Origin of the sequence: Aeromicrobium phragmitis (genome assembly GCF_003674095.1) — a bacterium.
GTDB classification, from domain to species: domain Bacteria; phylum Actinomycetota; class Actinomycetes; order Propionibacteriales; family Nocardioidaceae; genus Aeromicrobium; species Aeromicrobium phragmitis.
In genome coordinates this window covers 1-15200 of sequence record NZ_RDBF01000015.1, presented here as the reverse complement: position 1 = coordinate 15200, position 15200 = coordinate 1, and the positions used below count along the sequence as shown (strand labels likewise).

Here is a 15200-nt window from a genome sequence, read left to right as displayed (position 1 = left end):
CCGAGCCGGCCAGATCACAACGTCGCGCCGGCCCCCGGCCGCTGAGCGAGGAGCTCCTGACCGCGAGCGAGGTGCTTGTGCTCGACGAGGAGCTCGAACTTGCCCGGGAGGATCGTCTTCACGCTCGAGAAGTCGCGCTGGCCGCGCTGGAGACCGTAGAAGACCGCGGACAGGATGCCGCCCCACACGACGCCGAGCACCAGACCGGTCAGCACGGCACTCAGCCACTGGCCCTCGGCCGCGAAGATCCCCAGCAGCAGACCGACGAGCAGACCGAGCCACGCGCCGCTGGCGATCCCGCTGAGGATCACCCGGCCCCAGGTGAGGCGGCCGGTCACGCGCTCCACCTGCTTGAGGTCGGTGCCGACGATCAGCACGTTCTCGACGGGGAACTCCTGATCGGAGAGGTAGTCGACCACGCGCTGCGCCTCCTCGTAGTCGTCGTACAGGCCGAGCGACTGCGGGTACTCCAGGGAGAAAATCTGTGCCATGTGTCCAGCGTAGACCGCGCGGACGTCCTCCACGTGGGACGAAAACCGTTCATCCCGCCGACACCCCACGGTCGCCGAGCCGTTCTAGCGTCCTCGCGTGAACCTTCGTCTCCCCGCCCTCACCGCCCTCGGCTGTATCGCGGCGCTCGGCCTCGCCAGCGTCTCGGCCGCCGCGGTCCAGTTTCCCGATCCAGCCGAGTCGGCCCTCACCCTGACGCCGGTCGGCACGCATCACACCGGCCAGTTCGACGAGAGCGCCGCCGAGATCGTCGCCTTCCACGCGGCGACGCAGCGCACGTTCGTGGTCAACGCGCAGTCCGGTCTGATCGACGTCCTGGACGCCTCCGATCCCACTGCACCCACCGCGATCGGCACGATCGCGGCCGGCGGCACCCTCCCCGACGGCGCCGTCGTCAACTCGCTGTCGGTGCGCGCCGACGGCCTGGTCGTCGCGGCGATCGAGGCGCCCACGAAGACCGACCCGGGCTGGCTGCTGTTCGCCGACGCCGCGACGCTGACCGTGCTCGGCGCCGTCCAGGTCGGCATCCAACCGGACATGGTGAGCGTGTCCCCCGACGGACGCCTCGCGGTCTCCGCGAACGAGGCCGAGCCGGCCGACGACTACAGCATCGACCCGGAGGGGTCGATCTCGGTGGTCACGTTGCCCAGCGATCTGGCGGCACCGGCCCAAGCAGCGGTCCGCACCGCGACCTTCCACGAGTGGGAGGCCGGTGGGACGCGCACTCTCCCCGAGGACGTGCGGATCTTCGGCCCGGAGGTGAACACCGCGTTCCCGATCTCGGCGAACCTGGAACCGGAGTACGTCACGGTGGACGCCAGCAGCACGACGGCGTACGTGACCCTGCAGGAGAACAACGCCGTCGCGGTGGTCGATCTCGCCAGCGCCACGGTCACCGACATCTGGCCGCTCGGGTTCAAAGACCACGGCCAGCCCGGGCAGGGTCTCGACCCGTCCGACCGAGACGGTGCCATCACGATCGCCCCGCAGCCGGTGCTCGGCGTCTACCAGCCCGACGGGATCGGCGCGTACGACGCCGGCGGCCAGACCTACCTCGTCACGGCGAACGAGGGCGATGCACGCGAGTGGGGCGATTACACCGAAGACGCGCGGGTCAAGGACCTCGGTGACGACGGAATCCCGCCGATCTGCGCAGACAGCCCCGCCGCCGCGCTGACGGGCGATGCCGACCTCGGACGGCTCAATGTGAGCTTGGCGGACGGCCTCCGGGCCGACGGCTCGTGCTACGAGCAGCTCTACTCCTTCGGCGGGCGGTCCTTCTCCATCTGGACGACCGAGGGCACGCTGGTCTTCGACTCCGGAGACGAGCTCGAGCGGATCGTCGCCCAGGCGGTTCCCGAGTTCTTCAACTCCAACCACAGCGAGTCGAACTTCGAGGGCCGCAGCGACGACAAGGGACCGGAACCGGAGAACCTCGCCATCGGACAGATCGGCGACCGCACGTACGCGTTCATCGGCCTCGAGAGAGTCGGTGGCGTGGTCGTCTACGACATCACCGATCCGCAGCATCCGAGCTTCGTCAGCTATGCCAACAACCGCGACTTCGCGGTCTCGGCCGAGGACGAGATCGACACCGGCGGCGATCCGGCGGACGTCCTGCGGCGCGCGGGCGACCTCGGGCCCGAGGGGCTCGCGTTCGTCGCCGCCGAGGACTCTCCGACGGGCGAACCGCTGCTCGTCACCGGCAACGAGGTGTCCGGGTCGACGACCTTCTTCGCCGTGAACGTGGCCGGAAGCGAGACACCGGGACCGGACCCGGAACCGGGTCCGGGGGCCGAACCGACTCCGAGCGTCAGCGCCCCGACGCCGCCGACACCGACGGAACCGGCGACGACCGTTCGCCGGGTGTCCGGTGAGCTGCCCGATGCCGGAGCGGACCTCTCACCGTGGTGGTTCGCTATGGGCGGTGTGCTCCTCGCCGCGGGCGCCGGCGGAACGATCCTCGCCCGTCGCCTCCGCAGCTGAGCCACTCCATCACGTCATACGTCCCGAGGGCTCCGGCCCTCGGGACGTATGACGTCGACGCGGTGCGGATCAGATCGCGTAATCCTTGAGGAGGGCGCGACCGATGATCATCTTCTGGATGTCGGACGTGCCCTCGCCGATGAGCATGAACGCGGACTCCCGGTACAGGCGCTCGATCTCGTACTCCTTGGAGTAGCCGTACCCGCCGTGGATGCGGAACGACGCCTCGACGACCTCGTTGCAGTACTCGCTCGCCAGCATCTTCGCCATACCGGCCTCGACGTCGTTGCGCTTGCCGGCGTCCTTCTGCCGCGCCGCTCGCACGACCATCGCATGCGCCGCCTCCACCTTGGTCGCCATCTCGGCCAGGCGGAACAGGATCGCCTGGTGCTGCGCGATCGGCTTACCGAAGGTCTCGCGCTGCTGCGCGTAGGAGATACCGAGCTCGAAGGCGCGGTTGGCGATGCCGACGGCGCGAGCGCCCACGTTGACGCGTCCGACCTCGACGCCGTCCATCATCTGGTAGAAGCCCTTGCCCGACTCGCCACCGAGGATCTGGTCGGCACCGACCTTGTGCTTCTCCAGGATCATCTCGGTGGTGTCGATGCCCTTGTAGCCCATCTTGTCGATCTTGCCCGGGATCGTGACGCCCTGAGCGGTCTCGCCGAAGCCGGGCTCCTTCTCGACGAGGAACGTCGTCATGTTCTTGTAGACCGAGTCCTGGCCCTCGTCGGTCTTGCACAGCACCGCGACGAGATTGGCCGAGCCGCCGTTGGTCAGCCACATCTTCTGACCGGTGATCTCGTAGGAGCCGTCGTCGAGCTTGGTCGCCTTGGTGGACACCGCAGAGACGTCGGAGCCCAGCGAGGGCTCGGACATGCTGAACGCCCCGCGCACCTCACCGGTGGCCATCCGCGGAAGGTACTTCTGCTTCTGCTCCTCGGTGCCGTGCTGCTTGAGCATGTAGGCGACGATGAAGTGGGTGTTGATGACGCCCGAGACGCTCATCCAGCCGCGGGCGATCTCCTCGACCACGAGCGCGTAGGTCAGCAGCGACTCCCCCAGTCCGCCGTACTCCTCGGGGATCATGAGGCCGAAGATGCCCAGTTCCTTGAGGCCCTCGACGATGTCCGTCGGGTACTCGTCGGCGTGCTCCAGCTCGGTCGCGACAGGGAGGATCTCCTTCTCGACGAACTGGCGTACGACCTTGAGAATCTCTTCCTGCTCTTCGGTCAGGCCTTCGGTGCGGACTAGACGACCCATGCGGATCCTCCTCGGGTGACAGGTGTGATCGACGCGACTGTACCGCGCATCGCAGGAGAAGTGACTAGCGAGTAGCCGCGGCGGCGTTCTGGGAAGGGTCGGCGCCCGGCCTCCGGCATGATGGCGTCCATGCGCTCTCGACGATCACGCTCGCGCCGAGCATCGGTGGACGCACCCGTCCCGTTCCGGGTGTCCGAGAACCTGACGAACACGGAGAACCCGTGAGCGCCGGAACGTCCTCGTCCTTCCACCGCACGGTCTCACTCTTCGCGATCGCCTGCCTGAGCGCGCTCGTGGTCGGGCCGTTCGCCGCGTGGATGGCGCACGAGCGAGGATCCATGCCCGGCAGCTTCGCGGCCGAACGCTACCGCGCCGGTGAGGAGTTCCGGGTGAGCGAGCCGGGCCGTTCCGTCGCCGTGTGGGCCCTGCCGGCCGACACGGACCGATCGGCCGTCCGATGCACGAGCAACGACGAGCCGCGGGAGCTCGCCGAGACGCGCACGACGCAGATCGACGGCGAGTCCGCCGTCCTGCTGCTCGACGACGAGTTCCTCTCGCTCGAGAAGCTCGTCTGCACCGGCGGCGGTCTCAGCACGATCGCCGTCTCCTCGCGCCTGGCCGAGAGCACGTCGCGGACGATGACGATCGGCGCCCTGGTCGCCGCTCCCGTGCTGGTCGTCGTCGGACTGGCGCTCCGCCGCCGCGGCTTCCGCTGGCCGGTCTGAGTCAGTCGCCGACGAGGGTCTCGGTCGGCTGGCGTCGCCCGCGAGCGAGCGTCACGACCGCCAAGCCGGCGAGGATCAACACCAGGCCGCCGTAGGTCGCCCACGGCAGCGCCTCACCGAGGAACACCGCGGCGAGCATCGCCCCCACCGGGACTTCGAGAAGAAGCGCCAGCGAGATCACCACGGGCGTCATCACCGCGAGCAGGTGATTGATGATCGAGTGGCCGAGGAACTGTGCGCACACCGTGACCGCGGCGATGAGCGCCCAGTCGCGAGCCGAGAAGCCGCCGAGTTGCACGCCGCTGAGGACACAGGCGACCAGCAGGGTCGCCGCGCAGACGCCGTAGACGAGGAACGTATACGTCGTCGTGCCGAGCGTCTCGCGAGCTCGCGCACCGGCGACGACGTACAACGCGGCGAACAGGCCGCCCGCGAGGGCCAGGCCGTCGCCGAGGAGCGCCTCGCGCGACAGCGACAGGTCGACGCCGGTGATGACGAACACGCCGGCGATCGCGAGCACGCAGCCCACCAGCACGCCGGGGCCTGGCCAGACACCGCGCAGGATGTCGATGAGCACGACCCACAGCACTTGCATCGAGATGAGCGCGATCGCCGCCGCGACGGAGGTCAGCTTCAACGAGGAGATCCAGGTGGCGAAATGCGCCGCGAGCATCACCCCGGCGAAGACCACCACGGTCCAGTGCCGCCGCGTCAGCCCCACGAGCTCGGGCCGTCCTCTCGTCAACGCGGCGGGCGCGAGCAGCACCGTCGCCGTGGCGTTGCGCCAGAAGGCGATGGCGAGCGCCGGCGCCGTCGTGGCTGCCATCAGCGGCCCTGAGGCCGAGACTCCCAGGATCGCCACGGCGAGCAGCAGTACGGTCACGATCACAGTCTCGCGGATGAGGCTCGGAAGAACTCACGCCGGTAGGGTTTGAGCGTGAGCACGACCACCGGACGCATCTTCCTGTCCCGCATCGTCGGGCAGGCCGTTTTCGATCCCGTGGGCGACCAGGTCGGCAAGCTTCGCGACGTGGTGCTCGCCGTGCGGTCGGCACGACAACGTCCCCGCGTTCTCGGTCTCGTCGTCGAGGTGCTCGGACGGCGACGGGTGTTCCTTCCGATCACCCGCGTCACCTCGATGGACTCGGGCCAGATCATCACGACCGGAGTACTCAACGTGCGACGGTTCGAGAAACGGCGCGCCGAGACGCTGGCCGTCCACGAGCTGTTCGACCGCACGGTGACCTTCGGCGAAGGGCAGACCGGCAGCGTGTACGACATCGCGATCGATCAGGATCCGCGCCGCGACTGGTACGTCTCCGACGTCGCCGTCCAGGAGAAGGGCAAGCGGTTCGGTCGCCGCGGCCCCAGCCACGTGCTGGCGTGGGATCAGCTCACCGGCCTCGCTCAGGACGAGCGGGGGCAGGGCGCGACCCATCTGCTGGCCACGATGGACGAGATGCGGCCGGCCGACCTCGCCAACGCCCTTCGCGACCTCACCCCCAAGCGGCGCCTCGAGATCGTGGCGGAACTCGGCGACGAGCGGCTCGCGGACGTCCTCGAGGAGATGCCCGAGAAGTTCCAGGCCGAGATCCTCGGCGTCCTCGATCCCGAGCGCGGAGCCGACGTCCTCGGCGAGATGAGCCCCGATGACGCCGCAGACCTCCTCGGCGGACTTCCCGCGCAAGCGGCCGAGCAACTGCTCCGGCTCATGGAGCCCGATGACGCCGAAGACGTCCGGCGCCTCATGATCTACGAGGACCGCACGGCCGGCGGCATGATGACGACCGAGCCGGTCATCCTGCCCCCCGGCGCCACGGTCGCGGAGGCGCTCGCGCTCGTTCGGGAGCCCGAACGGCCACCGGCGCTCGCCGCCATGGTCTACGTGTGCCGACCCCCGGTCGAGACGCCCACCGGGCGCTTCCTCGGCGTCGTGCACTTCCAGGCGCTCCTGCGCGAGCCGCCGTCGACGCTGGTCGGCGCCATGGTCGAGGGCGACATCGACTGGCCGCGTCCGGAGGCCTCGCTGTCGCACGTCGCGAACCTGCTGGCCGCCTACGACATGGTGGCGCTGCCGGTCGTGGACGAGAACCAGCACCTGCTCGGCGCCGTGACCATCGACGACGTCCTCGACCATCTGCTGCCCGAAGGGTGGCGCGAGCAAGACGACACGTCCACGGAAGGGGGTCTGGTCCGATGACCGATCGAGAGCGCGCCCGACTCGACCAACCGAGGGACCCGCGACGATCGCTGCGCCCCCGCCGCGATCCCGACCCCGAACGGTTCGGTCGGTTCGCCGAAGGTGCGGCCCGCTTCTTGGGCACCGCGACGTTCATCATGTGGATGACGATCTTCATCGCGGTGTGGATCGTCTGGAACGTTCCGTTCGGTCCGGACCGGCCACGCTTCGACGAGTACCCGTTCATCTTCCTGACGCTCATGCTCTCGTTGCAGGCCTCGTACGCCGCGCCGCTGATCCTGCTCGCGCAGAATCGCCAGGAGGCGCGCGACCGCATCGCCGCCGAGCAGGATCGTGACGCGGCCGCCCGCGCACACGCGGACATGGAGTTCCTCACCCGCGAGGTCGCCAGCCTGCGGCTCAGCCTCGGCGAGGTCGCCACCCGCGATTTCCTGCGCGGCGAACTGCGTTCGCTCGTCACCGAACTCGAGCGGCACGACGACAGCGAGCCGTCGTCCGAACCCGGCCGCTGACGCGGCGGCGTCCCGGCCCGCGGGCGGCCGCAGCCCACGCTGGACCCGGGCCGTACGATGGGAGCCATGGCTGCCGTCACCGAAGCCCAGGTCCGCGAGGCGCTCTCCGCCGTCAACGACCCTGAGATCAAGCGCCCCATCACCGAACTCGGGATGGTCGACGCCGTCACCATCACCGACGAGGCTGTCACGGTGCGCCTCCTGCTCACCGTCGCGGGGTGCCCGCTGAAGGACACGCTCAACCGCGACATCACGGCAGCGGTCACCAAGGTCGCGCCGGCGCACCTGGTGACGGTCGAGATGGGCGTCATGACCGACGAGCAGCGCAAGGCCATGCAAGAACACCTGCGCGGCGGACGCGCCGAGCGGGAGATCCCGTTCGCGCAAGCCGGATCGCTCACCAAGGTCTACGCGATCGCGTCCGGCAAGGGCGGCGTCGGCAAGTCCTCGGTGACCGTCAACCTCGCTCTCGCGATGGCCCGCCGCGGCCTCAAGGTCGGCATCGTCGACGCCGACATCTACGGACACTCGATCCCCGACATGCTGGGCCTGGGCGATCAGCGCCCCACCCAGGTCGAAGAGATGATCATGCCGGTCCCGGCCGCCGAGGGCATGAAGGTCATGAGCATCGGCATGCTCAAGCCCCGCAAGGACCAGGTCGTCGCGTGGCGCGGCCCGATGCTCGACCGCGCACTCGTGCAGATGCTCGCCGATGTCTACTGGGGCGACCTGGACGCGCTCTTCCTCGACCTTCCGCCCGGCACCGGCGACATGGCGATCAGCCTCGGCCAGCACCTTCCCGGTGCTGAGGTGGTCGTCGTGACCACCCCGCAGCAGGCCGCCGCCCAAGTCGCCGAGCGTGCTGGCACGATGGCCTCGATGATGCACCAGCGCGTCGTCGGCGTCATCGAGAACATGTCCTACCTGCAGCTTCCCGACGGCGAGCGCATGGAGATCTTCGGTTCCGGCGGCGCCGACGAGGTCGCCAAAGGTCTGAGCGCCCGCCTCGGTTACGACGTCCCGATGCTCGGCCGCGTGCCGCTGGAGGAGAAGTTCCGCGAGGGCGGCGACACCGGTGAGCCCATCGTGACGGCCGACCCCGCGGCCCCCTCCGCCACTGTCCTCCAGGAGATCGCCGATACGTTGAGCGGTCGCCAGCGCGGGCTTGCCGGCATGCAGCTCGGCCTCTCGCCCGCCGGGCGCCTGTGACCCCAAGGCCCTGAGCCGTGTTCGGAATGGGTTGGCCGGAGATCGCGGTCATCCTCATCGTCGCGATGATCGTGTTCGGCCCGGACCGGCTTCCCGAGCTCGCCCGTCAGGCCGCACGCATGGTGCGGACCGTCAAGCAGATGGCCGACAACGCCAAGTCGGACCTCCAACGCGAGATCGGCGACGACTGGCGCGATCTCGACCCGCGAGCCAGCGTTCGCGAACTCCTGGAAGAGGACGCCGGAACGACCCCGTCGCCGGTCAAGGAGACGCGCATTCTCCGTCCCGGCGAGGTACCCCCGTTCGACGACGAAGCCACCTGAGCTCAGTCCGCGATCTCGGCGTCCAGGTCCTCGGCAACACGACGCAGAACGGTCCCGCATGCGTCGTCGAGCCGGTCGGCGTCGGACATGTCGAGCGCAACGGCGCGCCCCTCGCGGGCTTCCTCTCGCAGCCGGTGCGCGACCTGCACCGCGGTGCCGAAGCCGATGTGTCCCTGCAGACGCACGATGGTCCGGTCGTCCTCGTGCACGAGATTGACCAGTGGCGCCGAGGTCTCCGGACGATCAGCGAACATGTGCAGGCCGAAGCGGCGTGAGAGCTCCTCCAGGGCACGCACACCGCGGGTGCTGTTGCCGACGCTGTCGAGTCTCGGACTGAACACCGCGACGCCGAACTCCGACGGGTCGACGGCGATGATCCCTCCGGAAACGCCGCTCTTGGCCGGAAGACCGACGCGCGCGACCCACTCCCCCGACGCGTCGTACATGCCACACGATGCCATCACCGAGACCACGTCGCGGGCGATCGCCGCATCCATGACGCGGTCGCCGGTCACCGGATTGCGTCCACCGAAGGCGAGCGTGGCGGCCATCGTCGCGACGTCGCGCGCGTCGACGCGCACAGCACACTGCCGGAAGTAGGTCTCGAGGGCGGTCTCGACAGGGCAGGCCAGCGCCTCGAGCGACGCGAGCACGTAGGCGATTCCTCGGTTGTGGTCGCTGGACTCAGCCTCGGCAGCGGCGAACTCCTCGTCGACCTCGAGTTCGCGACCGGCGCACCGTGACATCAGGGACACCAGCGCATCGACCTTGTCGTCGGCGCTGTCGCCGGGGGCCATCGACGTCGTCACGAGCGCGCCGGCGTTGATCATCGGGTTGGCCGGTCGGCCGGTGTCGGGCGCGACGCTGATCGCGTGGAAGGGTTCGCCGGTCGGTTCGAGCCCGACCCGCTCGAACACCGCTTCCGGTCCGTGCGATTGCAGCGCGAGGGCGAAAGCGAACGCCTTGGCGATCGACTGAACCGTGAAGCGATGCTCAGCGTCGCCCGCAGCGTGGACGTCGCCGAACGGCCCGACGAGCACGAGCGCGAACAGATCGGACGCAGCCGACTGGCCGGCGTTCTCAGCGGAGAGTTCTCCTTCGTCCTGACCGCGGAGGTCGTCGAGAACCGAGGTCAGGGCATCGCCAACCGGATCGCTGTCCATGCCCTCTATGCTCACACGCCGACGGGCCCGAGGAAGCGGGTGCGTCCGCGGGACGGCTCGCGATGGGACAAGGCGGCGCGCAACTGCGCCCGGCCGCGGTGGATGCGCGAACGTACGGTACCGAGCTTGACGCCCAGCACATCGGAGATCTCCTCGTAGCTGAGGCCCTCGACATCGCAGAGCACGACGGCCACCCGGAACTCGCGGGGCAGCGAGCCAAGCGCGGTCTCGACGTCCGGGTCGAAGCCGGCGTCGTGGACGACGTACTCGGGGAGCACGTCGGCGCTCGGCATCCGCTCCTCCGCGTCATCGAAGAGCGCCAGCGTCTTCTGCCGCTGCGCCTTGCGGGCCTTGTCGAGAAAGAGGTTCGTGGTGATCCGGTGAATCCACCCGGCGAAGTTGCCCGGCTCGTAGCTCTCGAGGGAGTTGAATACCCGCACGAAGACGTCTTGCATGAGGTCCTCGGCGTCCTGACGGTTTCCGGTCAGCCGGTACGCCAGGCGATACACCTGGGGCGAGTGTGCGTCGACGATCTCGTCCCACCGCAGTGTGTTCGACTCCATGTTTCGATCCTCAGGCCTGATACTGAGAAGAGCCCCAGAAACGGCTGACGGTTCGCCCAGTCGCCTTGTGACGTTCTTCACTAACAGTGTCTCACGGTGTCGCGCCTCCCGCGAGTCCGGCCCGGCATCGCAGTCGCGAAGCGCTAGGCTGAGGCACGACAACGGTTCGGACGAGGAGAGCATCATCACCACCGCAGCGAGCCTGGCCTTCGCCGAAGACCTGCACCCCGAAGACGACCACGCGGCGAACGCGCGCGCCCACGGCGAGCGACTGGGCGCCGTTCCGGTCAGTCCAGGCGCCGGGGCAGCGCTGTCGTTCCTCGCCGCCTCCGTATCGGCCAAGGCGGTGGCCGAGATCGGCACCGGCGCCGGGGTCTCCGGGCTCTACCTGCTCCGCGGCATGGCACCTGACGGCGTGCTGACGTCGGTCGATTTCGAGGCCGAACACCAGCGACTCGCCCGCGAGGCGTTCTCGGCGGCCGGTATCGCTCCGCAACGCTTCCGGCTCATCACCGGGTCCGCCCTCGAGGTACTCCCGCGTCTCATCGACCACGGCTACGATCTCGTCTTCGTCGACGGCGACAAGGTCGAGTACGGCGAGTACCTGGACGAGGCGCTGCGGCTGGTGCGGCCGGGCGGCGTCATCGTCTTCGACAACGCGCTCTGGCACGACCGCGTCGCCGATCCCGCACAGCGCGATCCGCAGACCGCCGCCATTCGCGACCTCATCACCCGGGTTCGCAACGAAGAGACGTTACGCAGCCTGCTGATCCCGCTGGGCGACGGCCTGCTCGCGGTGCAGGTCGCGGGCTGACTACTGTTCGAACCGCGGCGCCGACCGGAAGCCCGCGGGGCCGCGGACGACCGCGACGACCTCGAAGGGTTCGACGACCGGCGGCACGCCGAGCACCCGGGTGGCGGGGGCCTGCTCAGCGCCCGCCACGAACTCGTCCTGAAACTCCTGGCGCGCCTGCGCCGACACGAAGACGTAGGTGCCCTCGAACCACTCCCCCTCGCGGGCGCGCCACGTCTTGAACCGCAGCCCCGAGAGGCTGGCGAAACGCGTGAAGGACTCGTCCTCCACGTAGGCGCGGAGTTTCTCGAGAGCACCCGCAGGTGCGCTGGTCAACGACCAGCGCACCGAGAGCCCGAACACGTGCTCAGACAGCCTTGAGGGCGTCGCCGAGTGTTGCAGCTTCCTCGTTGGTGAGCTCGACGACAAGTCGTCCCCCACCCTCGAGCGGGACGCGCATGACGATGCAACGCCCCTCCTTGGTGACCTCCATCGGTCCGTCGCCGGTCCGAGGCTTCATGGCCGCCATGTGTTCCCCTCTCGTCGTGGACGCCGGGCGATGGGCCCGACGTGCCTGACTATTATCGCCCATCGCACCGACGCCAGGCGACAGGGCCGTCCACGTTTGCGCCTGGAACCGTCAGTCGTGCCGTCCGATCGGACGCGCGACGCAGTCGACGAGGTGGTCGTTGACCATGCCGGTGGCCTGCATGAGCGCGTAGGCCGTCGTGGGTCCGACGAAGGCGAACCCGCGACGCTTGAGTTCCTTGGCGAGCGCCATGGACTCCGGCGTCACGGCCGGGACGTCGGCCATGGATCGCGGCGCCGAGTCGGCGTCGGGGCGAAACGACCACAGCAGTTCATCGAGACCGCCGTCGAGCGCCACGACGGCGCGCGCATTGGCGATCGTCGCTTCGATCTTGCGCCGATTGCGAACGATCGAGACGTCCTGCACGAGGCGCTCGACGTCCTCGGCCCCGAAGTCGGCGACGGTCGCTGGGTCGAAGCCGGCGAACGCGGTCCGGAAGGCCTCGCGTTTGCGGAGGATCACCGACCAGCTCAGCCCGGATTGGAACGCCTCGAGACTGATGCGCTCGAACAACGCCGCATCACCGTGCAGCTCGCGTCCCCATTCGGTGTCGTGATACTCGCGCATGAGCGGGTCGGCGCCCGTGGCCCATGCGCAACGCACGTCCACCGCGTCAGTCCTTCTCGACGAACCAGCGCACAGCGTCCTCCACGTCGTCGGTGACGTGGATGCGGTCGAGGTCCTCTTGCACCATCATTCCGGCGGGCAGCATCGTGGTGCGGAGCCAGTCCATGAGCCCGCCCCAGTACTCGGAGCCGAACAGCACGATCGGGAACGTGGTGATCTTGCCGGTCTGCGAGAGGGTCAGCGCCTCGAACAGCTCGTCCATCGTGCCGAAGCCGCCCGGCATGACGATGTAGCCCTGCGAGTACTTGACGAACATCGTCTTGCGCACGAAGAAGTACCGGAAGTTGATCCCGATGTCGACCCAGTCGTTGAGGCTCTGTTCGTGCGGAAGCTCGATGCCCAAGCCCACCGAGACGCCGCCGCATTCGCTCGCGCCGCGATTGGCGGCCTCCATGATGCCGGGGCCGCCTCCGGTGATGACGCCGTAGCCGGCTTGGCAGAGCCGACGAGCGACCTGCCGCGCCGCCTCGTACATGGGGTTCTCGGGAGGGGTACGGGCCGAACCGAAGATCGCCACGGACTTGCCGAGTTCGGCCAGGCCACCGAAGCCCTCGACGAACTCCGCCTGGATGCGCAGCACGCGCCACGGATCGGTGTGGACCCAGTCGTGGGGGCCGCGGTGGTCCAGGAGACGCTGGTCGGTCGTGGAGTCGGGCACCTGGTCACGGCGCAGGCGCATGGGGCCGCGCCGCCACTCGGAGGGCCGCTGCTGAGTCATGGGGTCAACCACCTCGTGAGTCGTTCGTGGACGGAGCGCAGATGCGCGACGGGCACGTGCTCGTCGGCCTTGTGCGCGAAGGAGGGATCGCCGGGTCCGTAGTTGACCGCGGGGATCCCGAGCAGGGTGAACTTGGCGACGTCGGTCCAGCCGAACTTGGGGCCGACCTGCCCGCCGACCGCCTCGATGAAGGCGGCCGCGGCGGGCCGGGCCAGTCCCGGGAGGGCACCCGGCGCCGAGTCGGTGACCGTGAGGTCGTAGCCGGCGAACACCTCGCGTAGGTGCGCCAGCGCGTCATCCTCGCTGCGATCGGGGGCGAAACGGAAGTTGACCGTGAGCACGGCCTCGTCGGGGATCACGTTGCCGCTCACTCCCCCGCGGATTCCGACGGCGTTGAGGCCTTCGCGGTACACCAGACCGTCGATCGGCACTTCGCGGGGCGCGTAGTCGTCGAGCGTGCGCAGCGCGGCACCGAGCTTGTGGATCGCGTTGCTGCCCATCCACCAGCGTGCTGAGTGGGACCGCTCGCCGCTGGTGCGGATGTCGGCTCGCATCGTGCCCTGGCAGCCTGCCTCCACCCCCGCGTTCGAGGGCTCCATGAGGATCGCGAAGTCGCCCTCGAGCCACTCGGGGTGCTCGCGAGCGATGCGGCCGAGGCCGTTGTACTCCGCCGCGATCTCCTCGGCCTCGTAGAACACGTACGTCACGTCGCGGACGGGAGCGCCCAGCTCGGCAGCGAGCTTGAGCGCCACCGCAACCCCGCCTTTCATGTCACACGTGCCCAGCCCCCACAGGGTCTCGCCGTCGAGGCGTGCCGGCAGATTCCCGTTCTCGGGGACGGTGTCAAGGTGCCCGGCGATGACGACCCGCTCGGAACGCCCGAGCGACGTCGCGGCGACGATCGAGTGACCATCGCGGTGCACTGTCAGATGGGGCAACGCTGAGAGCGCGCGTTCCACCGCGTCCGCGATGTCGTCCTCGTGCAGGCTCTCCGAGGCGATGTTGACGAGATCGGCGGTGAGGTCGACGACGCCGACCGAGAGATCGAGTTCGGGCACGTCCCCCACCCTAGGGGGTCTCAATCGCGCTCGAACACGCAGAACTCGTTGCCCTCGGGGTCGGCCATGACCGTCCACTGGATCTCGTCGTCTCGAGGACGGAGAACCTGCGCTCCCCGCTCGACGAGATCGTCGAGCGTGGCCTCCGGCAGCAGCCGCACGTCCCAGTGGATGCGGTTCTTGACGGCTTTGGGCTCGGGCACCGGCACGAAGTCGAAGGACTCGACGGGAGCTCCCGGGACGCCGTCGAGGTGACTGTAACCGTCGCCGTCCTGGGCGCGCACGCCCCAGATGTCGCCCCACCAGTGTGCGATGCGCTCGGGGTCGGCGGCGTCGACGACGACGTCCTTGAGGCCGGTGGAATGGTGCGGCTCGACGACGAAGACGCAGAACTCGCCGCCCTCCGGGTCCTCGAACACCGTCCACGGAAACTGGCCGTGTTCGCTCAACTGGGGCGACGTGGCGAACAGTTCGAGGTCGTGGGCGGACAGGTCGAGGTGGACGCGGTGCTTGACGGACTTGGGCTCGGGCACGCGATTGAGCCAGATGGTCTCGCCGGGACGCTCGCCGCGCAGCACACCGTCGCCGTCGTCGAACGCTTCGAAGCGCAGCCCGAGCCGCTCCGCCCACCACGGACCCACGCGATGCGGATCGACCGCGTCGATACACAGGTCCTTGAATTCCACGAGTGGAGCCGCCATCCCCTCACGCTAACCCCACCCGCCGACACCGCAACGTGGTCTCGATACGGCCCTCGTTCCTCGGGCCTACTCGACCACCTACGCAAGTTCTAGGTGGTCGAGTAGCGGCGAGCTCTGCGAGCCGCGTATCGAGACCATCTCACGTGGCGTGGTCTCGATACGGCCCTCGTTCCTCGGACCTACTCGACCACCCATGGGGGCGTTGTGAACAAGGGCCGAAAAGTGTCGGTGGCCTTCTCTAGATTGGGAACATGATCGGG

18 protein-coding genes are annotated in these 15200 nt (G+C 68.8%); 7 read left to right on the top strand and 11 right to left on the bottom strand.

Annotated features, from left to right (window positions below):
* Positions 1-14: 14 nt before the first annotated feature.
* Positions 15-491, bottom strand: a complete 477-nt coding sequence (locus tag D9V41_RS15170) for a YflT domain-containing protein (protein ID WP_121795467.1) — start codon at positions 489-491, stop codon at positions 15-17.
* A gap of 97 nt (positions 492-588) precedes the next feature.
* Between D9V41_RS15170 and D9V41_RS15165 the strand changes: the two genes are divergently transcribed.
* Positions 589-2496: a choice-of-anchor I family protein gene (locus tag D9V41_RS15165; protein WP_208006891.1), complete on the top strand. Its 1908-nt coding sequence runs from the start codon at positions 589-591 to the stop codon at positions 2494-2496.
* Positions 2497-2565: 69 nt separating this feature from the next.
* Here D9V41_RS15165 and D9V41_RS15160 read toward each other — a convergent pair whose 3' ends face one another.
* Positions 2566-3759 (bottom strand): acyl-CoA dehydrogenase family protein, encoded by a 1194-nt coding sequence (locus D9V41_RS15160; protein WP_121795428.1) that lies wholly within the window; start codon positions 3757-3759, stop codon positions 2566-2568.
* Positions 3760-3980: 221 nt separating this feature from the next.
* Here D9V41_RS15160 and D9V41_RS15155 point away from each other — a divergent pair, with 221 nt between their 5' ends.
* The gene (locus tag D9V41_RS15155) at positions 3981-4484 is read left to right on the top strand and encodes a hypothetical protein (protein WP_121795427.1); all 504 of its coding nucleotides are present in this window, start codon (positions 3981-3983) and stop codon (positions 4482-4484) included.
* Between the two features lies 1 nt (position 4485).
* On the opposite strand, the gene D9V41_RS15150 is transcribed toward D9V41_RS15155, so the two are convergent.
* Positions 4486-5367: a DMT family transporter gene (locus tag D9V41_RS15150; RefSeq protein WP_121795466.1), complete on the bottom strand. Its 882-nt coding sequence runs from the start codon at positions 5365-5367 to the stop codon at positions 4486-4488.
* A gap of 54 nt (positions 5368-5421) precedes the next feature.
* Between D9V41_RS15150 and D9V41_RS15145 the strand changes: the two genes are divergently transcribed.
* The 4 genes from D9V41_RS15145 to tatB all read left to right on the top strand — a co-directional run bounded on the left by D9V41_RS15145 (position 5422) and on the right by tatB (position 8728).
* Positions 5422-6684, top strand: coding sequence for a magnesium transporter MgtE N-terminal domain-containing protein (locus D9V41_RS15145; protein ID WP_166376064.1), 1263 nt, complete (start codon positions 5422-5424; stop codon positions 6682-6684).
* Complete coding sequence (locus tag D9V41_RS15140; protein ID WP_121795426.1) at positions 6681-7196, top strand: DUF1003 domain-containing protein; 516 nt, start codon at positions 6681-6683, stop codon at positions 7194-7196. The genes D9V41_RS15145 and D9V41_RS15140 overlap by 4 nt, the downstream gene beginning before the upstream one ends.
* A gap of 66 nt (positions 7197-7262) precedes the next feature.
* The gene (locus D9V41_RS15135) at positions 7263-8405 is read left to right on the top strand and encodes an Mrp/NBP35 family ATP-binding protein (RefSeq protein ID WP_121795425.1); all 1143 of its coding nucleotides are present in this window, start codon (positions 7263-7265) and stop codon (positions 8403-8405) included.
* 26 nt (positions 8406-8431) lie between these two features.
* A complete protein-coding gene (gene tatB / locus D9V41_RS15130) occupies positions 8432-8728 on the top strand; it encodes a Sec-independent protein translocase protein TatB (RefSeq protein ID WP_243697303.1) in 297 nt (98 codons plus the stop codon).
* Positions 8729-8730: 2 nt separating this feature from the next.
* Here the strand turns inward: tatB and glsA are convergent, their stop codons facing one another.
* Together glsA and sigE are read right to left on the bottom strand one after the other, a co-directional pair.
* Complete coding sequence (glsA, locus tag D9V41_RS15125; RefSeq protein WP_121795423.1) at positions 8731-9891, bottom strand: glutaminase A; 1161 nt, start codon at positions 9889-9891, stop codon at positions 8731-8733.
* Between the two features lie 11 nt (positions 9892-9902).
* Positions 9903-10454, bottom strand: coding sequence for an RNA polymerase sigma factor SigE (gene sigE / locus D9V41_RS15120; protein WP_121795422.1), 552 nt, complete (start codon positions 10452-10454; stop codon positions 9903-9905).
* 67 nt (positions 10455-10521) lie between these two features.
* Here sigE and D9V41_RS15115 point away from each other — a divergent pair, with 67 nt between their 5' ends.
* On the top strand, positions 10522-11268 hold the full coding sequence (locus D9V41_RS15115; RefSeq protein ID WP_341770330.1) for an O-methyltransferase: 747 nt from the start codon (positions 10522-10524) through the stop codon (positions 11266-11268).
* Here the strand turns inward: D9V41_RS15115 and D9V41_RS15110 are convergent, their stop codons facing one another.
* The 6 genes from D9V41_RS15110 to D9V41_RS15085 form a co-directional block, all read right to left on the bottom strand.
* On the bottom strand, positions 11269-11610 hold the full coding sequence (locus D9V41_RS15110) for a hypothetical protein (protein ID WP_121795421.1): 342 nt from the start codon (positions 11608-11610) through the stop codon (positions 11269-11271). It abuts the gene before it with no gap.
* A gap of 4 nt (positions 11611-11614) precedes the next feature.
* Positions 11615-11776, bottom strand: coding sequence for a DUF3117 domain-containing protein (locus D9V41_RS15105; RefSeq protein WP_121795420.1), 162 nt, complete (start codon positions 11774-11776; stop codon positions 11615-11617).
* A 111-nt stretch (positions 11777-11887) separates the two neighbouring features.
* Entirely contained in the window at positions 11888-12445 is a 558-nt protein-coding gene (locus tag D9V41_RS15100; protein WP_279432357.1) for a DNA-3-methyladenine glycosylase I, read from the bottom strand.
* A gap of 4 nt (positions 12446-12449) precedes the next feature.
* Positions 12450-13181, bottom strand: coding sequence for an LOG family protein (locus D9V41_RS15095; protein WP_121795419.1), 732 nt, complete (start codon positions 13179-13181; stop codon positions 12450-12452).
* Positions 13178-14239, bottom strand: a complete 1062-nt coding sequence (dapE, locus tag D9V41_RS15090; RefSeq protein WP_208006890.1) for a succinyl-diaminopimelate desuccinylase — start codon at positions 14237-14239, stop codon at positions 13178-13180. Before dapE ends, D9V41_RS15095 begins: the two co-directional genes overlap by 4 nt.
* 20 nt (positions 14240-14259) lie before the next feature.
* A complete protein-coding gene (locus D9V41_RS15085; RefSeq protein WP_121795417.1) occupies positions 14260-14940 on the bottom strand; it encodes a VOC family protein in 681 nt (226 codons plus the stop codon).
* Between the last annotated feature and the right edge of the window lie 260 nt (positions 14941-15200).